This window comes from Burkholderia alba (genome assembly GCF_034721475.1).
Classification (GTDB): domain Bacteria; phylum Pseudomonadota; class Gammaproteobacteria; order Burkholderiales; family Burkholderiaceae; genus Burkholderia; species Burkholderia alba.
Map to the genome: position 1 here is coordinate 220,338 of NZ_JAWJWL010000005.1, position 21,534 is coordinate 241,871.

The 21,534-nt window shown below is 66.4% G+C and carries 20 protein-coding genes; 6 read left to right on the forward strand and 14 right to left on the reverse strand.

The features are described 5' to 3' along the window. Positions 1-44: 44 nt before the first annotated feature. From RZR99_RS07565 to RZR99_RS07605, 9 genes are all read right to left on the reverse strand, one after another. Positions 45-2,837 (reverse strand): TonB-dependent receptor, encoded by a 2,793-nt coding sequence (locus tag RZR99_RS07565; protein ID WP_323119127.1) that lies wholly within the window; start codon positions 2,835-2,837, stop codon positions 45-47. Positions 2,838-3,202: 365 nt separating this feature from the next. Beyond that, positions 3,203-3,778, reverse strand: coding sequence for a helix-turn-helix domain-containing protein (locus RZR99_RS07570; RefSeq protein ID WP_323119205.1), 576 nt, complete (start codon positions 3,776-3,778; stop codon positions 3,203-3,205). Between the two features lie 410 nt (positions 3,779-4,188). Beyond that, positions 4,189-5,388, reverse strand: a complete 1,200-nt coding sequence (locus tag RZR99_RS07575) for a tetratricopeptide repeat protein (protein WP_323119128.1) — start codon at positions 5,386-5,388, stop codon at positions 4,189-4,191. A gap of 15 nt (positions 5,389-5,403) precedes the next feature. Beyond that, positions 5,404-5,835, reverse strand: a complete 432-nt coding sequence (locus RZR99_RS07580; protein WP_323119129.1) for an ExbD/TolR family protein — start codon at positions 5,833-5,835, stop codon at positions 5,404-5,406. 9 nt (positions 5,836-5,844) lie between these two features. Continuing rightward, positions 5,845-6,270, reverse strand: a complete 426-nt coding sequence (locus RZR99_RS07585) for an ExbD/TolR family protein (RefSeq protein ID WP_323119130.1) — start codon at positions 6,268-6,270, stop codon at positions 5,845-5,847. 12 nt (positions 6,271-6,282) lie between these two features. Further along, complete coding sequence (locus RZR99_RS07590; protein ID WP_323119131.1) at positions 6,283-7,194, reverse strand: MotA/TolQ/ExbB proton channel family protein; 912 nt, start codon at positions 7,192-7,194, stop codon at positions 6,283-6,285. A 71-nt stretch (positions 7,195-7,265) separates the two neighbouring features. Further along, entirely contained in the window at positions 7,266-7,958 is a 693-nt protein-coding gene (locus RZR99_RS07595) for an energy transducer TonB (RefSeq protein ID WP_323119132.1), read from the reverse strand. 552 nt (positions 7,959-8,510) lie between these two features. Next, complete coding sequence (locus tag RZR99_RS07600) at positions 8,511-8,813, reverse strand: hypothetical protein (protein WP_323119133.1); 303 nt, start codon at positions 8,811-8,813, stop codon at positions 8,511-8,513. Further along, complete coding sequence (locus RZR99_RS07605; protein ID WP_323119134.1) at positions 8,810-8,944, reverse strand: hypothetical protein; 135 nt, start codon at positions 8,942-8,944, stop codon at positions 8,810-8,812. Before RZR99_RS07605 ends, RZR99_RS07600 begins: the two co-directional genes overlap by 4 nt. A gap of 424 nt (positions 8,945-9,368) precedes the next feature. On the opposite strand from RZR99_RS07605, the gene RZR99_RS07610 reads away from it, so the two are divergent. The 3 genes from RZR99_RS07610 (at position 9,369) to RZR99_RS07620 (ending at position 12,272) form a co-directional block, all read left to right on the forward strand. Next, entirely contained in the window at positions 9,369-10,535 is a 1,167-nt protein-coding gene (locus RZR99_RS07610; RefSeq protein WP_323119135.1) for an acyltransferase family protein, read from the forward strand. Positions 10,536-10,803: 268 nt separating this feature from the next. Beyond that, positions 10,804-11,370, forward strand: a complete 567-nt coding sequence (locus tag RZR99_RS07615) for an SLOG cluster 4 domain-containing protein (RefSeq protein WP_323119136.1) — start codon at positions 10,804-10,806, stop codon at positions 11,368-11,370. After that, positions 11,367-12,272 carry a helix-turn-helix transcriptional regulator gene (locus RZR99_RS07620; RefSeq protein WP_323119137.1) on the forward strand — a complete coding sequence of 302 codons (906 nt, stop codon included), beginning with the start codon at positions 11,367-11,369 and terminating at the stop codon, positions 12,270-12,272. Before RZR99_RS07615 ends, RZR99_RS07620 begins: the two co-directional genes overlap by 4 nt. 39 nt (positions 12,273-12,311) lie before the next feature. Here RZR99_RS07620 and RZR99_RS07625 read toward each other — a convergent pair whose 3' ends face one another. Beyond that, the gene (locus RZR99_RS07625) at positions 12,312-12,932 is read right to left on the reverse strand and encodes a LysE family translocator (protein ID WP_323119138.1); all 621 of its coding nucleotides are present in this window, start codon (positions 12,930-12,932) and stop codon (positions 12,312-12,314) included. 69 nt (positions 12,933-13,001) lie between these two features. After that, on the reverse strand, positions 13,002-13,628 hold the full coding sequence (locus tag RZR99_RS07630) for a LysE family translocator (protein WP_323119139.1): 627 nt from the start codon (positions 13,626-13,628) through the stop codon (positions 13,002-13,004). Between the two features lie 387 nt (positions 13,629-14,015). Here RZR99_RS07630 and RZR99_RS07635 point away from each other — a divergent pair, with 387 nt between their 5' ends. From RZR99_RS07635 to RZR99_RS07645, 3 genes are read left to right on the forward strand one after another with little or no spacing between them, the layout of a single operon-like run. After that, positions 14,016-15,431: an aminotransferase-like domain-containing protein gene (locus RZR99_RS07635; protein WP_323119140.1), complete on the forward strand. Its 1,416-nt coding sequence runs from the start codon at positions 14,016-14,018 to the stop codon at positions 15,429-15,431. After that, complete coding sequence (locus tag RZR99_RS07640) at positions 15,431-16,834, forward strand: cache domain-containing protein (RefSeq protein ID WP_323119206.1); 1,404 nt, start codon at positions 15,431-15,433, stop codon at positions 16,832-16,834. Before RZR99_RS07635 ends, RZR99_RS07640 begins: the two co-directional genes overlap by 1 nt. Further along, on the forward strand, positions 16,831-17,478 hold the full coding sequence (locus RZR99_RS07645) for a response regulator transcription factor (RefSeq protein WP_323119141.1): 648 nt from the start codon (positions 16,831-16,833) through the stop codon (positions 17,476-17,478). The genes RZR99_RS07640 and RZR99_RS07645 overlap by 4 nt, the downstream gene beginning before the upstream one ends. 78 nt (positions 17,479-17,556) lie before the next feature. Here RZR99_RS07645 and RZR99_RS07650 read toward each other — a convergent pair whose 3' ends face one another. From RZR99_RS07650 to RZR99_RS07660, 3 genes are all read right to left on the reverse strand, one after another. Beyond that, entirely contained in the window at positions 17,557-18,153 is a 597-nt protein-coding gene (locus RZR99_RS07650; RefSeq protein WP_323119142.1) for an MlaC/ttg2D family ABC transporter substrate-binding protein, read from the reverse strand. A gap of 160 nt (positions 18,154-18,313) precedes the next feature. Beyond that, on the reverse strand, positions 18,314-19,054 hold the full coding sequence (locus RZR99_RS07655; RefSeq protein WP_323119143.1) for a TenA family transcriptional regulator: 741 nt from the start codon (positions 19,052-19,054) through the stop codon (positions 18,314-18,316). Positions 19,055-19,087: 33 nt separating this feature from the next. Next, positions 19,088-21,424, reverse strand: coding sequence for a putative bifunctional diguanylate cyclase/phosphodiesterase (locus RZR99_RS07660; protein ID WP_323119207.1), 2,337 nt, complete (start codon positions 21,422-21,424; stop codon positions 19,088-19,090). Between the last annotated feature and the right edge of the window lie 110 nt (positions 21,425-21,534).

Below are 21,534 nucleotides of genomic sequence, written 5' to 3' on the forward strand. Positions count from 1 at the left end.
GGGAAGCGGAGCGGCCTTGTCGCATGCCTTTCAAACAGACTGCATCAGAACTTGTAGGTCGCGCCGACCTGCGCGAAGCGACCGACATACGTGTACAGCGACGAGTCGTAGCCCGTCTGATAGCTCGAGTTCATGAAGACCGGATCGAACGGCGGCGCACGATTGAAGATGTTGTCGATGCCCGCGTAGATCGTCCAGTGCTTGAAGCCCGTGTAGCTGACCATCAGGTTGAACTGGCTGTACGACGCCACGCTGTCCTGCATGCCCGGGTACTGGCCCGGCGACAGGATGGCCTGGCTGTACGGGCCCGTGAACATCCACGTCAGCGTCGCGTTCCACTGGTTGTGGTAGTTCCAGTTCAGGTTCGTGTTGCCCTTCCAGCGCGGGAAGCTGCCGCCGAACGGCTCGTTGAGCGATCCGTTGTTGCCCGCGAAGTCGGTCGACACGCCGCCCACCGGCATCTTGAAGTGCCACACGTACGCCCAGTCGCCCGACAGCGTGAAGGTACCGATCTTGGTCGACACCGATTGCCGGAAGGTGGTCTCGAAGCCGTCCGTGTCGAGCGACGACAGGTTCATGTACGGCAGCAGCACGTACGCGATCGAACCGTTCGGGCCGCGAATCACGGTCGACGGATCGTTCTGGTTGACCACCGTCTGGATGTCTTCCGTGCCGATCACGTTGTCGATGTGGATCTTGTACCAGTCGAAACCGAAGTCGGTATTGCGGGTCGGCGACAGCTGGAAGCCGATGTTGTAGTTCTTGGTCCGCTCCGGCTGCAGCTTGTTGTTGCCGGCCTGCACTTCCTCGACGAGGTTGTACGCGTTCGGGTTGTTCGGATCGTTCGGATCCACCGCGCCCTGCGCGCCGTAGGTCTTCGACGAGGTGTTTTCGATCAGCGTCGGCGCGCGGAAGCCGCGGTTGTACGAACCGTACATCGTCAGCTCGCGGATCGGCTGGAAGCGCAACGCGAAGCGCGGCGAGAACGCGCCGCCGAAGTCGCTGTAGTGGTCGTAGCGGCCCGACTGGCTGAACGTCAGGTTCTTCAGGATGGGAATGTCGATCTGGTAGTAGACCGCCGCGACGTTGCGCTGGCCGTTGACCGATTGCAGCGCCGGCTGGATGTACGTGCCGTCCGCGTAACCCGCGCCCGTGCCGATGTACTGGCTCTGATGCATGAACTGCGTACCGAGACCCAGGCCGACGTTACCCGTGGGCAGCGTGAACAGGTTCGGCGTCGACAGCGTCGCGTCGACAGCGTCGAGCTTCGTGATGGCCTGCGTCGACGTGCTGCCGTACAGCCCGTTCAGCCCGTTCGGCGTCGACGACGGATTCGCGAAGTTGAACACGCCGTTCTGGACGAGATTTTCCAGCGCGGCCGCGTTGATCAGGTTCGAATTGTTGTTCGACACCGTGTTCTGCGAATGCGTGTAGGACGCTGCCCAATCCCAGTCGCCCGCGCTCGGCGTGCTGAACGATCCCTTCACCCCCGTCGCGGCGCGCCAGAAGTTGGAACTGGTATGCACCGCCTGCGTGGCCGGGAACGCGTAGACCAGCTTGGCCGGCACGCCGAACGGGTTGTACGGGTTGCTGCCCGGCACCAGGTTCGAGATCGGGTTGAGACCGCCCGTCGCCGGATCGTAGGTCTGCGTGCTGTTGCCGAGGCGGCCCACGAAGTTGTTCGTCACCGTCGTGTTGTTGCTTTCCCACAGATCGGCGAACGCCTGCATCGCGTCGTTGATCTTGAAGTCGGCGTGTACCTTCGCGCTCAGGCGTTCGGTCCACGGCGACAGCGAGGTCGCGTACGCGGTGTTGTTCGCGCACACCGTGCCGGGGCCGTTGACCTGCGCGACGGAGGTGCCGGGCACGGCCTGACCGCCGTTCGGGCAGGGGCTCAGCGGCACCTTCGCGCCGGTGGTCGGGTTGCGCCAGTACGACACGCTCTGGTTCGACAGGCCGCCCGGGAAATTGGAGAAGTTCTGGTTCTGCGTCGTGTCGCGATCGGCGATCGAGATACCGTTCGACTTGTAGTAGCTGAGCGCGGCCGTCACGTTGAAGCGGTCCGCGTTCAGGTCGCCGAAGCCGCCGAGGATGCTGAACTGCGTCGTGCCCTGGCCGCCTTCGCCGTTCGTCGCGCCGCCGTAGCTGCCGCCCAGTTCGAGGCCCTGGAAGTTCTTCTTCGTGATGATGTTCACCACGCCGGCGATAGCGTCGGAGCCGTACTGCGACACCGCGCCCGTCTTGACGATTTCGATCCGCTCGATGATGTTGAGCGGGAGCGTGTTCAGGTCGAAGAACTGGTCGCTGCCGTTCACCGCGAACGCATACGGCGACACCCGCATGCCGTCAATCAGCACCAGCGTGTATTTCTCGCTGAGGCCGCGCATCGCGATACCCGCGCCGCCCGGCGCGAAGCTGTTCGTCGACCCTTCGCCCCAGCTGCTCGCCGAGTTCGCCGAGGTGGTGCGCAGGTAGTCGGCGACGCTGCTCGCGCCGCTGTTCGAGATGTCCTTGCTCGTGACGGTCTGGACCTGGTTGAAGCCGACCTTGTCGGCGCTGCGGATCAGCGAACCGGTCACCTCGAAGCGCTTGATCTGCGCGACGTTGCCCTGTCCGGCGGCCTTCGTGGTCGCGGCGGCGCCCGACGCGGCGGCGGCCGGTGCCGTGGCGGCCGGCGCGGTATCGGCGGGGGCGTTCTGAGCGACCGTCTGCGCGATCGCGGCTGCCCCTGCCGGCGGCTGGCTTTGCGCGAATGCCGGTACGGCCAGCGTCGCGGTCAGTGCCAGTTCTGTCCAGATTATCCGTCTGATGGCTAGCGCCAATGCTCTCTGCTTCATCTTTCCCCTCTCACTCGTCAGTAAGACCCCACCCGTTAACGCACACGGAGATTTTTTGCTCCTTTTGCGCGACTCTGGGCACTTGTGTGCCGTGCTTTTTATTGCCGACTTGCCCTTCCACTGCTTGAAATCAAGCCGACGGCGGCGACGTTCCCATGACATCGCCGACCATCTTTCTTTTTTATGTTGTCCAGCAGTACATCGATCCAACAGAGAGCATCAACGCGTTGTCATCGTCTCTTCCGGGAACGGCTCCGCGCCGTTTTCCCACGGCTCTGTATTCGCATCGGCCGCTCGCTCATCGCTCAATTCAATAGGATTCCTGATAGGTATATGAGTACATACCCGGAGTCATTCGAATTGATTTAAAACAATCTGGGGGTGCCCACCCACACGATCACCGCCTCTTCGTCGGCGGTGTTTCCCCATGCGTGCGGCACCGTGGATTCGTAATGGGCCGTATCGCCCGCTTTCAGGTTGAAGGTGCGGCCTTCCAGTGTCAGCGCCACCTCGCCCGCCATCACATATAAAAATTCTTCGCCCGCATGCGTCGTCACCTCGGACGGCGGCTTTCCCACCGGCATCCTGACGAGGATCGCGTCGAGTTTCCGGCCGTCCGCCAGGTTCGTCAGCCGCGCGAACGAGCTGGTCGAATTGGCGAAACTGAAGTACTGAAGCGTATTGCCCCGGCAGACCGATTTCGCTTCGGTCGGCGTATCGACGAAATACTGCATCGTGACGCCGAGCGCCTTCGCGATACCCACCAGCGACGTGATGGAGGGCGTGGCGCGGCCGCGCTCGACCTGCGACAGAAACGGTTTCGAAATCCCCGCCGCCGCCGCCGCCTCGTCGAGCGTAAGCCTGAGCCTTTGCCGCAGCGCTCGTATTTTGTTTCCTATCGAGACTGCGACCATTACCGATTCGTCGGATTGCAAAACCATAGCAAGACAGAATCCCGCGGTCAAAATCTGTTTGATATAAGTGAATCGTGTTTGATGCGAACGACAGATTTGCATCGCACCACGCTTCGTCGTTCGTATCCGCTGCCGGACGGACGCGGCGTCCGGCCGGCCGATGCGGCCCGCGGCCGCCCGGTCCCGGCCCAAAGCCAGCCCGTTCGCACAACTTATCAACAAGACAAATCCCTGCTCGCGTCTTGCCTGAGGCGACCCCTCGTACACGAAAGCACCGCGTTATTCATTCACCGTCCGCACGTGAGGCGGTCGAAGCCGGCTGACGCGCCGCGCCGCCGCTTCGTGACCGCCTCCCCCTGTGCGCCCCCCCTGCTGCTTGATCTTGTCCGGCTCCGGACCCGGGCCGATCGCACGTCGACCCGGCCCCGCTCATCCCGTTACTTCGATGCGACCATCACCCACAGACGCGCGAGATCGGCCGAGCCGTCGGTGCCCTTGACGCCCTTGAAAATCTGCACCGCGCGCGCCTTCTGGCCCGCCACGTAGTACGCCTCGCCGAGCCGCAGTTGCGCGGCATCCGGGTGATCGAGGCCGCCCTTCGCGATCGCCGCCTCCATGGCGGCCAGGCCCGGTTTCGCCTGACCGGCGAACACCTGGTTCATGCCGGCATCGAGCGGCGCGACGGGGTTCGAGCTGTCGACGGGCGCCTGCGCCCGCTTGGCCGCCAGCGCCTGAAGGCGCTTCTCGCGGTCGGCGCCGGCGTCGCGGCCGAGCACGCCCGACGCAAAGCCCTGATCGATCACCTGCTTGCCTTCCGCCGGCGTGCCCGCGACGATCGAAAGCTGGGTCATTTCCATGTAGTCGTCGGCCGTGGCCAACGTGCCGGTCGCGCGGCGCAGCCGATACATGTCGACGTCGAGCGACGACAGATACCCCGGCTTCGCGCGAATCGCCTGGAACAGCTGCGCCCAGTACGCCGGATTCGGGTGATAGGCGACCAGCTTCTCCAGCGAATCGCGATACGCCGCGCCGTCCTTCACGCGTTGCGCGCAGGTGCCGAGCATCTGCAGCTGCGCCTCGTCAGGCACGCGGCCCGCGCGGGTCTGCGCGTCGACGCTCGCCTTCAGCTGGTTCACGACCTGCCCGCAATCGTTCGACAGGTAGTACGACTGCGTGAGCAGCGTGCGCATGTCCGGATCGCCGCCGCCCGCCTTCAGGTAGCGCTGCGCGACCTTGATCGCCTGCGGGTAGTTCTTTTGCTGAAAATAGATGCCCGCCAGCGCGGCGGTGGTGCGCTGCTCTTCTTCCCCGCTCAGCCGCCCCGACCCCAGCAAGGTCTCGTAGGCCTGGATCGCCGTGCCGGAATCGCCCGCCGCGACTGCCGCCGCGCCGCGCATTTCCTCGATCATGTAGTTCTCGTACGGCGTCTTGTTCGGCACCGCCGCGGCCATCGCGATCTTGCCCAGCGCATCGCGGTACTTGTGCGCGCGGTACAGATCCTGCGCGGCGTTCAGCGGTTTGGCCACGTCGGGACGCAGCGAGTCGGCCGCCGACGCGGCGGACGGCAGCATCGTGAACGCGCACAAACCTCCGAACGCGGCCGCGATCACCGCGCGCTTCAATCGTTGCTGAATCATGGGAAGGTCGCTTCCTTATTGCATGTACTGCTCGTTGCCGATCAGGCCGATCTTGGTCGCGCCCTCGCGCTGCGCCGACGCCAGCACGGATGCCACGTCCTTGTACGGCACGAGCTTGTTGGGCCGCAGATGAATCTCCGCCTGCACCGGCTCGGCGGCGACCTGCGCGAACTTCGATGCGAGTGCCGCATCGTTCGGCACCAGCACGCCGTTCCAGGTGGTCGTGCCGTCGAAGTCGATGTCGATCTGCACGATTTCCGGCGGCGTGAGCGGCGGCGGCGGATTGCCGACCGGCAGATTCATCTTGATCGAGTGCATCTGGATCGGAATCGTGATGATCAGCATGATCAGCAGCACCAGCATCACGTCGATGAGCGGCGTGGTGTTGATGTCGACCATCACGTCCGGTTCGCCACCCCCGCCACCCGAAGATACGTTCATCCCCATCGTCGACTCCTAGCCGCCGCGCGCCGGCGGCTCAGTGATAAATGAAACCTTGGCGATCCCCGCGCGTTCGCACGCGGTGATCACGCGGCCGATGAATTCGTAGCGCGTGTTCTGGTCGCCGCGGACATGGACGTCCGGCTGCGGCGTCATGACCGACACCGCCTTCAGCTTGGCCAGCAGCGTCGGACCGTCCACGAGGGCGGCATTCCAGAAGAAGTCGCCGTCGCGGTTGACCGCGACTTCCACGCTCTTGGGCGTCGTCTGCAGAGGCTGGATCGCCTCCTTGGGCAACTGGAGCGGGATCGTGTGCGTGACGACCGGGATCGTGATCAGGAAGATGATCAGCAGCACCAGCATCACATCGACGAGCGGCGTGGTGTTGATACTGGAGATGACCTCGTCTTCGCCATCCTCTTGCCCAACGTTCATAGCCATGACGCACCTCGCTTACTGGACCAGCGACGCGGCGGGCTGGCCGGAGGCGCGCGCGGAACGCTTGCCGCCTGCGAGCAGGACCGTATGCAGTTGCGCGCCGAAGTTGCGCACGCGTTCCATCACCGACTTGTTGCGGCGAACCAGGAAGTTGTAGCCGAGCACGGCCGGCACGGCGACCGCCAGACCGATGGCCGTCATGATCAGCGCTTCGCCCACCGGGCCCGCGACCTTGTCGATCGATGCCTGGCCGGCGATACCGATGGCGGTCAGCGCGTGATAGATCCCCCACACCGTACCGAACAGGCCGACGAACGGCGCCGTCGAGCCGACCGTGCCGAGGAACGCGAGGCCGTCCTGCAGGCGGTTCGACACGTTGGTGATCGCGCGCTCGACCGAGACGTCGATCCAGGTGTTGCGGTCGACGGCTTCGAGCAGCGCTTCGTCGTGATGCTCGCCGGCCTCGATCGCGGTTTCGGCGATGAAGCGGAACGGCGACGCCTCGTCGAGCAGCTTCGCGCCTTCGGACAGCGACGGCGCGGTCCAGAGCTGTTCGTCCGCGAGCTTCGCGCGGCGGTTCGCGCGGAACTGCTCGAGGAACTTGGTGATCATGATGTACCAGCTGCCCATCGACATGATGACAAGCAGGATCAGCACGAAGCGGGCGACGAAGTCGCCGTTTTTCCAGAGCGCGCCCAGGCCGTACGGATTGGAGACGGCTTCCGTCGTCGCGGGCTCCGGCGGCGGAGCCGGCTCGTTCGCGGCGGGCGCCGCGGCAGGCGCCGCTTGCGGAGCGGCGGCCGTCGAGGCGGCGGCCGTCGCGTCGCTTGCCTGGGCGTAGGCCAACTGCGGCGCGACAAGCGCGCTAGCCACGCTTACGGAGATCAACATGCTTGCCGTCAGTGCGGCTAGAGAACGCTTCTTCATACCCACTCCAGTTCTTTCGTTGAACTTACGAAAATGACTCGATCACCCTTCAGCCGTCCCCGCCATGCGGGTCAGTTCAAGTTGAAGGAGAACGGAACCTGTACACGCACGGATTGCCCTTGCGCCACACATTTGAATCGCTTGACCGTGTTGAACGCGGTGCGATCCAGAATCGGATCGGCCGACTGTGCGACACGCTCATTGGTGATGTTGCCTGCCGCATCGACGACGAATTCGATCGTCACATCGCCGGTGATGTTGTTTTCCTGCGCTTCCTTCGGATACTGCATCGATGCGCGGATCGAATCCGAATTCGGGCAGACCACGCCGACTTCATGGCTCACCGGCTTGGCAACGGGCGCGGCGACAGGCGGCGCGACGGCGGGCGCGGATTGCACGGGGGCGGACTGGTGCGTGATGGTCGCCTGCGGCGGCGCCTGCACCGGGACTTCCGGCGGCGGCACGAACGGCGGGGGCGGCGGAGCGAATTTCGGCGGCGGCAGCTTGACGACCGGCATCGGCGGCGGAGGCGGCGGTTTCACCGGCTCGATGATGCGGGTTTCGATCGGATGCTGGATGACTTGCACGACCTTGGTGGCCAGGCCGTTGAGCAGCGCGTAGATCAGTATGATGTGCAGAACCAGAACAATCGCGATGCCGCCGAAGCGGCGGACCGGATTCTGTTGCTTCTTGCCGAACTCGCGCGGACGACCCAGTCTCGCAAGCCCGCCATTCGAAGCGGCCAAACCTTCCTCGACTTTCATACCCACCTTCAATCCCCCAAGCGTGAATCGCCCAGATTCGCGGCCACGACATCCGGCTCAGCCATGTCGACTTTCATTTCCGGGAAAACCCGGATATTTACTTCTAATTCGATATTCAATCGAAATCAGTTGTGATGACAGTCGACGCAAAAGCGATGAATACGACAAACCTGATTCTTTTCGGGCAAGCCCGACAGCGTTATTGCTGTTCGGGCTGCGTACGTAGAAAGCATTTTGTCAGCCAATACCGATTCACCGGTTTTAGTCAGACGAAACTCGTCGCGTTTCCGTTGTCTCCGTCGTTACGCGGCGCTTCTTGGAGGCAGAAGATATCAAGGAAAAAATTTTGGCGTCAAACTTTATTTGATACACACACACAAAATTTGGAGGGTTTACTCAAAACGGACCGTAAGGTATTTGAATGAATTGGCATTACTTGAAGTAAATTTATTGTAAGTATTAAGTAATGCAATTATCGGAATAAGAAAATCCCGCACCGGATTTGTGCGTTGCAATGTGCTTTACCGGTGCGCGGCTTTCCCGCTTTAATTTCTAATTGATCGGGATTTGCGCGCGCAGATTGTAAAGCATGTGCGGCGGCCCGTGAAATCCGCCATGACGCGCGGCGCCGATTGATCTGCATTCCTCGTCATTTTCGATGGACGAGCGCCGCGCGGCCGTGCGTCGCCGCGTCTCGTCGCGCACCGCTTCTCGGGCGAATCGCGCGGCGGGTTTTCGGTGATCGGCGGGCCGATTTTCGCCGCCCGTGCGCGCGGCACGCGGTGTCGGTTCGCGCACGCCGCCGGCACGCCGCGATGGCTCGAACGCGATGCGCGCGCCCCGTTGCCCGATCACGCGATTCGCCGGTATTCACGCGGCGTTTTCGCGCGAACGCGGCCACCGCGATGCATGGAAAATACCGCGAAATCCCCCGCTTTTCCGGCCGGCTTCCAATACACCGCCGCGCTCGGCATCGCATCGTCCATCGACCGGCGCGAATGATTCGGCGTGCGGAGCATGTGCGTCGTGCGCCGATGCGAAACGAACCGGCGCAACTTGCCGCCGACACCGTCCGGCGCGCGCCGGCGGTCCCACTGCGACGACGAAAAACAGGCCGCGATGACACGGCATCTGCCCCCATACCGGCGCTCGCGTGATCCGCATCATTCATGTCGCGGCGCCTCGATGCCGCCTCCGCTCGACGAACCCGACCGCGCACGTCGCCCGGCGCAAACAGCTGTCCGTGGTCGAACCCCAAAACAATCTCCGCGCCCCGCCATAAGTACGTTAACGCACGGAACCGCCGCCGACGGCACGTTAACGTGCGGCTTTCCGATATGTGTCGTGACGTTCGTCGCCCCGCGACGGCATCGCTCGCGGACCGCTCCCGCCTGCCGCGCACCACCCGCCATGCCGAATTCCTCGTCCCCCCATCGCCTGGGCCACATCGATGCGATGCGCGCGATCGCCGTGCTGCTCGTCATCTGGACGCATTACGCAGAGGTGCTGAGCCGCATCGCCGGATCCCAACTGATCCTCGACGCGCTGCCCCGTTCGGTGGACTTCGGGCGAGTCGGCGTCGTGCTGTTCTTCTGCATCAGCGGGATGCTGATTCCGACCAGCTTGCGCGGCGCGCCGCGCGACGGCACCCGCCGCTTCCTGATCCGCCGCTTCCTGCGGCTCTATCCGGCATTCTGGCTGTCGCTGCCGCTCGGCTACCTGGTGTACTGGGTGCTGTTCGGCAACCGGATGGAAGCGGCCGGCCTCGTCGCCAACGTGACGATGATTCCGACCGCGTTCGGCTTCGATCCCGTCATGGGCCATTACTGGACGCTCGAGACCGAACTGTATTTCTACGCGCTGTGCCTCGTGCTGTACTGGTTCGGCGCGCTGCAGAAGATGCGCGCGCTGTGCGCGGCCTGCGCCGGGCTGTGCGTGCTGTTCGTCGTCACGAGCGCGTTGCACCTGATTCCGGCGGATGCGCTCGGCCAGTACAAGGGCATGCTGTTCCACCTCGCGATCATGTTCTGGGGCGCGTGTTTCCGGCAGGCCTACGATGCGCCGCATGAAACGCTGTCGATGCGGGTCGCCGGCAGAAACCGGCAGATCTCGTACCGCGCCGCGGTCGTGGCATTGGCCGCGCTGATCTCCGCGCTCGCCCTGCTGATGGCCGCGATCAATTGGCGCCACCACGACGCGCTCCACGTCTCGGCTTCGCTGGGCTATGTGGTGGGTCTCGCGCTGTTCATCACCCTCAGCACGGTGCTGAAGCTGCGCGCGCGCTTCCTCGCGTGGCTCGGCGAAATCAGCTATTCGATCTATCTGCTGCACGCCATTCCGGCGTACCTGTTGTTCTGGGCCTGCCAGCGCTACCCGTTCACCGGCGGGCCGCTCGCGCTGTACATGGTCGCGGCGCTGATTCCGGCGCTGGTCCTGTCGTGGCTGAGCTACCGGTTCTGCGAAGCGCCGGCGGTGCGGCTCGCGCATGCACTGACGCCGTCGCGATCCGGCCGAGCCCGGACGGACGGCACGGATGCGCCGCCCCAGCCCGCGCATACGGCGCCGCCCTCACAGTAAGCGGTCACTCACTTTCATCGCGCCGCACGCGAGCCGGATGCCGTCCGGCCCGCGCCTCCGACGGCCCGAAGCCCGCACACGCCTGTTCTCTGTCGATCAGTTCGCCTCTCCGCCGATCGGCTAGCGCACACCATCTATTTTTTTAGACAAAATAGGCGACAAAAAGAAGTTTATGCGCATAAAACTTCGATTTCATGGATCTCAGAGTCAACCGGTATAATAAAAAACATCCATTTCCCGCGCCGGACACCGGCCACGAGGCACCCTGATGACCATCATCGGCGTAATGGGCTCCGGTACCGCCGAGTGGCCGGAGCTTGCCGTCCCCCTCGGCACCTGGATCGCGAAGCACGGCCATGACCTGCTGACGGGCGCCGGGCGCGGCGTGATGCTGAGTTGCGCGCGGGCGTTTGCCGCCACGCCGTCGCGCGCCGGGCGCTCGATCGGCATCGTGCCGACCGAAGCCGACCCCGCGTCCGGCTTCGTGCCGTGCGCCGGCTATCCGAATCCGTACATCGATCTCCCGATCCTCACGCCGCTGCCCCGCAAGGAAACGGACGCCCCCGATGCCGCGCTGAACCGCAACTACGTGAATGTGCTGACCAGCGACATCGTGATCGCGCTGCCGGGCAGCCGCGGCACGCTCGACGAGATCCGGCTCGCCACCCGCTTCGCCAAACCGTTGATGTGTGTCGGTCCTCACTCCGCTTTCGCGGAAGCGCCGGCCGGCACGCGCGTGACGGCCGATCTCGACGACGTTTATCGCTTCATCGCCGCCCAGGTGGAAGACGCCGTGCGCCGGCCCTCGTCGCGGCCGCACGGAACGGCGTCATGACCGACGCCGCCGCGCCGCCGCCCGGCCCGCGCTTCAATTACGTCGACATCGGCGAACGGCTGCATGCGTACCGTCTGGCGGCCGGCTTGCGCAGCGACGACGTCGCACAGCGGCTCGGCCTGTCGCGGGCCGCCGTCTACAAGCTCGAACGCGGCGAGATCGTCAAGATCGAGACGCTCGAACGCCTTGCCGTCCTGTTCGGGGTCTCGCTCGCGAACCTGCTCGGCGTCGAGGTCGAGTATCACGATTCCGCCATCGCCTATTTCGAACGGATGCGTCAGCTGGAACTGCGCTCGACGCGCATCGTCGCGCACTTCGATCCGTTCTCGTTCCTGCTGACGTCCGACGGCTACGATGCAACGCTGCGCGCGATGCTGATCGAAAGCACGCCGCCGTCGCGCGCCGATGCCGCATGGCAGCGCCTCGTCGAGCACGTGCTGGCGATCCTTGCGGAACGCAAGGCCGCGTTCGCGCGCACGCGGCCGCAGCTGACGACGCTCGTCGGACTGCCGCAGATCGACCAGTTCCTGCATCACGGGATGGTGGGACGCCTCGGGCTGCCGCCCGGCGTCCAGTTGGAGCGCAAGCTCGCCGCGCGGCGCGAAGTCGCGCGGCTCGTCGAACTGATGCGCGCGGCGCCGGCGGAATGGCGAATCGGCGTCGTCGCCGACAGCCTGCCCGGCGAGACTTTTCAGATGTGCGAGGGCTCGGGCGACACTTACGTGGCCGCGTCGCCGTTCAGGCTGGGCCAGTTGCCGAATCTGCGCACCGGCATCGCGACGATCACCACATCGCCCGACGCCGTCGCGATGCACCGGAATCTGGCCCGGCGGTTATGGGCCGGCGCGGCCACCGGCGAAGCCGGCGCGGCGCTCTTGCTGGAGCGGCTGGACCGCGTGTGACGCGCGGCCGCGATACCCCGGTCGATGCCCTGGACCGCTCTACCGGTCCATCGCGAGCTTCGCGCCCAGGCCGATCAGCAACGACCCCATCACCGCGTCGATCGGCTTGCGCAGCCGGTGGTAGCCGCGCTGCACCCGCTCGGTGGAAAAAATGACGGCCATCGCGCTGAACCAGGTCACGGAGATCGCGGCCACCACGGCGACCGTCGCGCCATGCACCCAGCCGGGCGCATGCGCGGGCAGCACGGTCACGAACAGGCTGCCGAAGAAGGCGACGGCCTTCGGGTTGGTCAACCCGACGAAGATGCCGCGCCGATAGGCCTGCAGCGGCCCCCGCACCGGCGCGGCGCCGGTGTCGATCCGGTCCGCCGGCTTGCGCAGCCCCGCGAGCGTCTTCACCCCGAGGTAGATCAGGTAGCCCGCGCCCGCGATCTTGATCACGCCGTACAGCCACGCCAACTCGGCCAGGATCAGCCCGAGGCCGAACACCGCCAGCATCGCCCATACCGCGTGCGACGTCGCGATGCCGAGCGCCGCGTAAAGGCCCGGGCGGCGCCCGGCCAGCGCGTGCGAGGTGACGGCGATCAGGTCGGGACCGGGGCTGGCGCAGGCCAGCAGCATGACGCCGGCGACGGCCGCAAGTTGGGGGATGTAGCTCATCGATGCACCTTCGGGTTCGGCGAGAGGGAAGCTCGCATCTTAGTCCGAACCCGCCGCCCGCGCCGGCGCTCAGGTCAGCGACAGCACGAACCCCGCCGCGAGCGCGCAGTAGAACGCGCCGCACGCCACGCCGAACGGCTTGCGGATTCGCGCGAACACCGGCCCCGCCGCTTGCGACGAAAACACCAGCGCATAAGCCACGAACACGCAAAAACCGAGCGCGCAGCATCCCGCGACCAGCGCGAACGCGACCCACGGCGGCGTCGCGGCGCCCAGCCCGAGCGTCGTGACGGTCAGCCAGCTCAGCACCGCCTTCGGATTGGTCAGGTGAATCCCGAGCCCTTGCAGATAGAACCGCGCGCGGCTACCGCTGCGCGAACCGCCCGGCGCGCGCAACGGATCGCGCGCCGACCAGGCGGCGCGCACCGTCCGATACGCGAGCCAAAGCAGGTAGGCGGCGCCCGCCAGCTTCAGCCACGCCAGCCACGCCGGCGCCGACATCAGCAGCGCCGACACGCCCGCCGCCGCCATCGCCCCCCAGCACATCGACCCGCAGATCACGCCGGCCGCGAGCGACAGGCCCGGCGCGCGCCCGTGGTTCAGCGACGCATGCGCGATGGCCAGATTGGCCGGGCCGGGGCTCGCGGTGCCGATCAGATAGACGGCAAACGCCGCGCCGAAACCGGACAGTGACATCGTCTTGATCCTTCTTTTTCGCAGGGGTGAGCGGCGCGCCGCGTGATCGGTGCCGGCCCGCGCCGATCGCGAGCCCCGCCGGCAGCCGGCGCGGCTCGCCCGGCCACGGCTCGACGCGCGTCGCCGGATCTCCCGCCCGCCCCATCCCGTCCGGCGGTCGCGGTCGCGGCATACCGATCGCGCCGTGCGCGAGACGCGCATCGCAAGGCCGGCGGTTCGTCACGGCCTGCCGCCGGATACGAACGAAACCTCATCGGCAACGAGACGCAGCGGCAACTGCACGAAACCATTATTCCGCTAGAATGCGCGCGATGAAATGAACACTACCGAACAATCGGTACAAACTGTTCGGCGATTTTCGGCAAACACTTCGACGAGGGAGGCGGGATGAAACTCGCGCTCGACCCCGGCAGCGGCGCGCCGCTGACCGAACAGCTGACGAGCCAGATCGAGGATCTGATCCGCTCGCGCCATCTGCGGGTCGGCGTGAAGCTGCCGTCGATCCGGCAGTTGGCGGCCGAGCAGCGGATCAGCCGCTTCCCGGTCATCGAGGCCTACGACCGGCTCGCGTCGCGCGGGCTGATCCAGCCGAAGCACGGCTCGGGCTTCTACGTGACGAGCCACGTCGACAACCGCGACCGCGCGGCGGGCGGCGCCGATCCGCGCGTCGCCGAAGAGGAGTCGAGCCACATCCTCAGGCAGTTCGACCCGGCGGGCAGCGATCTGCTCGGTCTGTCGAACGGCGGCGTGCCGGCCGCGTGGCGCGATGTCGAAGGTATCGCGCAGACGGTGCGCCAGGTCATCCGTAGCGATCCCGCCTGCCTGATCGACTACGCGCCGCCGCAAGGCGACGCCCGGCTGCGCGAGCTGATCGCGCAGCGCCTCGCCCCCCTCGGCATCGACACCACCGCGCAGCAGGTGCTCGTCACGCAGAGCGCGACCCAGGCGCTCGACCTCGTCGTCCGGCTGATGCTGAAGCCCGGCGACACCGCGTTCGTCGAGGATCCCGGCTATTTCAACCTGTTCGGCCTGCTGAAGCTGCAGGGCATTCGCGTCGTCGGCGTGCCGCGCCGCGCGAACGGCCCGGATCTCGACGCGCTGGAAGCGCTGCTCGAGCGGCATCGTCCGAAGCTCTTCTTCGTCAACCCGGCGCTGCACAATCCGACCGCGACCAGCATCGCGCCGCCGATCGCGTTCAGGCTCCTGCAGCTCGCGCAGCAACACGATTTCTCCCTGGTCGAGGACGACGTGTACGCCGATTTCCAGGCCGCGCCCACCCAGCGGCTCGCGGCGCTCGACCCGCTCGATCGCGTGATCTACATCGGCGGATTCTCGAAGACGCTGTCGTCGTCGCTGCGGCTCGGCTATCTCTGCGCGCGCGCGGATCTCGTCAAGCATCTGGTCGACGTGAAGGCGCTCACCAGCATGGGCGGCACGCGGCTCGCCGAAAGCATCGTCGCCACGCTGCTCGAACGGGGCACGCATCGCAAGCATCTGGAACGGCTGCGACGGCGCGTCGACGACGCGCAGGCGGGCGCGGCCGCGCAGCTTCGCGACGCGGGCTGGGTACGCTACGACACGGTGGGCGGCGGCCTGTTCGTATGGGCCCGGGTGCCCGGCGTCGACGACTCCGCGCGGCTTGCCGCCGCCGCGGCCGCGTTCGGCCTGCGGCTCGCGCCCGGCAGCGACTACCGGCCCGGCGGCGAAGCGACGCCCTGGCTGCGCCTCAACGTCGCGCACGTCCGCGATCCGCGCGCGGCGCGCTTCCTCGCGCACGCGGCGAGCCTCGGGCAGCACGCATGATGCGGCTGAAGGCGAAGATCCTGCTGCTTGCGATCGTGCCGTTCCTGATCGCGATCGCGGGCATCGGCTTCGGCGTGCGGCAGCAGGCGACCGCGCTCGCACGCGCGCAGCACGCGACCATCCAGGCCGCGTATCTGTCGAGCAAGGAAGGGGAACTCCGGCATTACGTCGAACTCGCGACCAGCGCGATCAAGCCGCTCTACGACGCCGGCCGCGACAACGCGCGCGACGACGCGATGCTGCGCAGCCAGGCGCTCGCGATGCTGCAGAAGATGGACTTCGGCCCCGACGGCTACTTCTTCGTCTACGATCTGCGCGGCAATTCGCTGATGCATCCGCGCGAGCCGGAGCGGGTCGGCCACAATTTCTGGTCGCTGCGCGACCCGCGGGGCGCGCTGACGATCCAGCAACTGATCGCCGCGGCCTCGCGCGGCGGCGGCTACGTCCGCTACGTGTGGCAGCGTCCGTCCACCGGGCGGCTCGCGCCGAAGCTGGGCTACGTGGTTGCGCTGGAGCGCTGGGGCTGGATGCTCGGTACCGGCATCTATCTCGACGACGTCGACACCGCGCTCACGCGCATCGACCAGCGCGCGTCGGCGAACATCGACCGGACGATGACGTGGATCAGCGCGATCGCGCTCGCGGGCGCCGCCGCGATCGCGCTGTGCGCGCTGGTGCTGAACGTCAGCGAATCGCGCAGCGCCGATGCGAAGCTCAAGCGCCTCGCGCAGCAGGTCGTGGAATCGCAGGAACACGAGCGCGCGCGCCTGTCGCGCGAGCTGCACGACGGGATCAGCCAGATGATGGTGTCGGCGAAGCTGATGCTCGAATCGGCGCTCGCGCGCTTCGAACGCGGCCCCGCGCGGCAACCCGAGGCGGAGGCCGCGCTGTCGAAGGGCGTCGCGCGGCTCGGCGACACGCTGCGCGAAGTGCGGCGGATCTCGCATGCGTTGCGGCCCTCGATGCTCGACGATCTGGGTCTCGCGGCCGCGCTCGATCAGCTGGTGCGCGAACTGGGCAGCGAGACCGGCGTCGAACTCGGCTTCACGCAGGTCGCGCACACCGGCGCGGCGCCGCTGCCCGCCGCCGTCAACACCGCGCTGTTCCGGATCGCGCAAGAAGCGCTCACCAACCTCGTCACGCACGCGCACGCGTCGCGCGCCGCCGTCACGCTCGACGTATCCGCGCAGGCGGTCACGCTGACGATCGCCGACAACGGCCGCGGCTTCGACGCCGAGCGCGCACAGGCCGACGCGCGCGGCGGCGTCGGCCTGCGCAACATGCGCGAGCGCCTCGACGCGCTCGGCGGCACCCTCAGGATCGCGTCGCAGGTCGGACATACCGTGGTCGCCGCGCGCGTCCCGTTGTCCGCCGCGACGGCCTCACCCGGAATCGACTCATGAACGCTCCCCTCTCCGAGACGCGCCACGCCCGGCTGCTGCTGGTCGACGACCACCCGCTCGTGCGCGACGGCCTGAAAATGCGGCTCGAGGCCGCGCCCGGACTCAGCGTGATCGGCGAGGCCGGCAACGCGGACGAAGCGCTCGCGCTCGCCGAAGCGCTCGAGCCGGACCTGACGCTGATGGACGTCGGCATGAACGGGATGAACGGCATCACGCTCGCGGGCATCTTTCACGAGCGCTTCCCGGCGATCCGGGTGCTGATGCTCTCGATGCACGACAACCTCGAATACGTGACGCAGGCGGTGCGCGCGGGCGCGAGCGGCTATCTGCTGAAGGACTCGCCCGCGAGCGAGATCGTGCGGGCGATCGGCGCGGTGCTGGCCGGCCAGACGTTCTTCAGCGAAGGGCTGGCCGCGCGGATGATCCATGCGAACGCGGCGGCGTCTCCGCTCGACCGGCTCACGCCGCGCGAGCGCGACATTCTCGATGCGCTCGCGCAGGGCCTGTCGAGCAAGCAGATCGCGCTGCGCAACGGCCTGTCGGTGCGCACGGTGGAGACGCACCGGCTGAACCTGAAGCGCAAGCTCGGCATCGAGGGCCAGGCCGAGCTGATCAAGTTCGCGGTGGAGCACCGGCGGCGATGAAGGCGGAGGCGCCGCGTCGCCGGCGGCCCCATGCAAAAAGGGCACCTCGCGGTGCCCTTTTTTCTGCTCGCGGCGCGTTCAGTTCACGCGCGCATTGTGCTTCGTCAGGAACGCGATCAGGCCGTCGATGCCGCCCTGCGACAGCTGGCCCCGGAACTGCCCCTGGTACACCTGGATCAGCCACGCGCCCGACATGTCGATGTCGTAGATCTTCCAGTCGTTGCCGACCTTGCCGAGCCGGTAGCCGACCGACTGGCTGTCGCCGGGCGTCGTCACCGTCGACTGCACCAGCGCGTCGGCGCCGCTCGTGCCGCCCGCCTTGAACGAGAACTTCGCGTCCTGGCTGCCGAGCTGCGCGAGGGAGGCCGCGTAGGTACGCGTCATCAGGATCCTGAATTGCTTGTACAGCTCCTGCTGCTGTTGCGGCGTCGCCTGCTTCCACGCATCGCCGACCGCGATCCGCGTCGTGCGTTCGAAGTTCGTCGCCGGCAGGAAGCGCGCCTCGACCACCTGCGTGATCTTCGCCATGTCGCCGGTACGGGCGGCCGGGTCCGTCTTCATCGCGCTGACGGTGCCTTCGACGGCACTCTTGACCACATCGACCGGCGCGGTCTGCGCGTGGGCCGACACGGATACCGCCGCTGCGGCGAGGAAAGCAAACAGGTGACGTTTCATGCGTATTCGGGCTCAGAATGAAAAGGGCCGAAGCGCTCCATGGCTCCGGGCGGGGACAGTATACCCAGCTTGACGCGCCCGCGCGGACCCGTGACGGTCTGTTACCTTTCTCGGAAATTTTCACACTTTCGGGGACGCGCACCGGCGCTCCCGTCATCGCTCACGCGTCGAGACAGCAGCCGAGACTCATCTCGAAGTAGCGGAAGCTGCGCTCCACGCCCGCCGATACGTCGCGCACCTGCTCCGCGCTCGGCGAATGGCCGAGCAGCGATGCGACGATGTCGAGCGCTTCCCACGGATGCTTGTCGTCGTAGCTCGAATGCAGCTTGAGCCAGCGCATCGCGCGGCCGCGCTCGTCGCTGCTGAACAGCTGTTCGTAGAGCGCCGAGCGGCACAGGTCGGCGCTCCACTCGCCGGTCACGCCTTCGATCGCATAGTTGGTCGCGGCGATGCTGGCCGCGAGCGAATCCGCGCTGCTGCTCTTCCAGCACCAGTGGCTCAGCGCCAGCGCGGCGGGCGGGCAATCACCGTCGGACAGCTGGCGGCGCTCGACGCCGCACGCATCCGCCCAGTCGGCCCAGTACTCGACGTGATTCAGCTCGACCCGGATATTGCGGATCAGGTAGCGGCGCGCCTTCTCGTCGCCGAGCGAGTGCTCGCCGTTCGCCTTCAGCAGGTTCAGCGACATGTACTTCGGGAACTGTTCGACGACCGGCCAGCCGTTCACGAAGAACGCCCGCACCTGATGCGGCGCGAGCCGCCCGTCGCGCATCAGCGTGAAGACCTCGTGAAAACGGACCCGGTCGCGCGCTTCCCGCACCGCGCCGACCATATCCTGCAGCCAGTGCGGATAGCTGCCGATATCCATCAAATCGCCCTCTCGTTCGAATGGAATGTGCAATTTTCTCTCCTTGGATTAATTTACCCGCCCACCTCAGTACCCTCCCTCGCGCCACGGCGAAGGTCTCGCAAAGAAATAACCCTGATAGAAATCGATGCCCAGTGCGCGTAGCGCGTCCAGCTCGCCGTCCGACTCGACGTGCTCGGCAACCGTGCCGCAGCGCATCGAATGCGCGACCTCGTTGATCGCGCTTACCACGCCGTGGCTGACCGGGTCCGCCAGCATGTTCGACACGAACTCGCCGTCGATCTTCAGGTAGTCGATCGGCAGGTTGCGCAGATAGCGGAACGACGACATGCCCGCGCCGAAATCGTCGAGTGCGAACCGGCAGCCGACCGCGCGCAGCTCGCTCATGAAGCGCGACGCGAGTTCGAGGTTCTTCACCGCGATCGTCTCGGTGATCTCGAAGCAGATCACCGACGGATCGAGCCCCGAACTCAGCAGCTCGGTGACGACGAATTCGAGGAAGCGCTCGTCGGAAACCGACGCGCCCGACAGGTTCACGTTGTATTCGCGGTACTCGCGCGCGGCCAGCGCGCTCAGCTTGCGGAACACGGTACGGATCACCCAGCGGTCGATCATGCCCATCAGCCCGTAGCGCTCGGCGGCCGGCAGGAACGCGGCGGGCGAGATGTCCTGGCCCGCGTCGCCGCTCATTCGCAGCAGCAGTTCCGCGCGCTCGGGCGCGGCGTCCGGCGGACAGGTGTGCACGATCGGCTGCACGTACAGGCGGAAACCGTCGGTCTCGAGCGCGGTCTTGATGCGCCGGCTCCACTGCACGTCGCCGACGTGGCGCGCCTGCTGCAGATCGCTCGGATCCGCCAGCTGGATGCGGTTGCGGCCGCGCTCCTTCGCGATGTAGCACGCGATGTCGGCGAGCTTGATCGCCTTCTCCAGGTTCTGCGGCGCCTTGCCCAGCTCCAGCACGCCGATGCTGACGCTGACCGTGAAGCGCTCGCCTTCCCACGGGAACACGAAATCCTCGAGGCTGCGTCGCAGCCGCTCCGCCTTGTTCTTCGACGGCCACGATCCCGCGCCGCTCGGCAGCAGCACGCCGAACTCGTCGCCGCCGAGCCGCGCGAGCACGTCCTCGTCGTCGAGGCAGCTCTGGAAGCGCTGCGTGACCTCGCGGAGCATCGCGTCGCCCGCCGCGTGGCCGCAGGTGTCGTTGATCTCCTTGAAGCGGTCGAGATCGAGCATCAGCAGCATCGATTCCGACGTCTCCCCGCCGCGCTCCGCGTCGAGCAGCGCCAGTTCGAGGCGCCGCTCGAACTCCACGCGATTCACGAGCCCGGTCAGCACGTCGTGCGTCGCCTGCCATGCGAGGCTCTCGAGGAACTGCTGCTCGCGCGTCATGTTGCGCAGGATCAGCACGTAGCCGACATGGCCGTGCACGCTGTCGCCCATCTCCGAGATCAGCGTCTGCACGACGATCTTCGAATTGTCCCGGCGCAGCAGATGCACCTCGCGCTTCAGCGGCGCGCGCTCGTCCTGCGCGCAGTACTCGTCGACGATATCGACGCCCTGCCCCGTCTCCTTGTCGATCAGGACGAGCACGTTCGGCATCGACGCGCCGACGCAGTCGGCGTGCGCGTACCCGAGCAGCTGCTCGGCCGCCTTGTTGATCGAATCGATCTGCTTCGACAGGCTCACGGTCATCACGGCTTCCGCCACCGAACTGAGCGCCGCCTCCGCGCGCGCCTCGCTCCTGTCGAGCGCGTTCTGGATCGACAGGCGCTGCAGCGCGAGCCGGCGCGCCCACACGATCGCCAGATACATCAGGAACAGCGACGCCGCGAAATAGCACACCAGCAGCAGGACGACGCTCGAACGGAACTCGGCGCTCAGCGATTTCGAGAACAGGTCGGGCAGCTGCGACACGCGTTCGTTGATGTTCCAGATCCGGTGTTCGAGCGCCTTGATCCTCGGGTCGCCGAGATCGCCGCGCTCGATCAGCACGCGCAGTTCGCGCGCGATCGCGCGGAACTCCGTCAGCTCCATGTCCGCCTGGGTCCAGCACTGCAGCGCGTAGTTGACCTTCGTGATCCAGCTGAGCGCCGGGAACAGCCAGACCGCCGCCGTCGCATCGGCGGGATCGATGCCGCTTTCGATCATCGCGTGGCGCGCGGCGACGCGATCGGGCGGCTTGCGCTGCAGCGCGTTGCGCGCCAGCGCGAACATGACGGGCTTGCCGATCGCCTCCTCGTAGCGGAGGTAAGCCCCCGCGTCGCCCGTTTCCGCGTAGCGGCTCAGATAGATGACGGCGTCCTTCTGCGACTTCGACCAGGTGCTCTCGCCCCCGATGTAGACCCGCAGGAACGACACCACGGCAAGGCTCACGATCACCAGGCACACCAGGACCGTGACCATCAGGAGGATCGGCCAGATGTCCCGCGCGGGCTGCAGATGGACGGCCTGGCCGTGCCGTCCGTTCGCGTTGTCCGCCTGATCGCCGTTGCTCGAAGTCACGTTAATCGTCC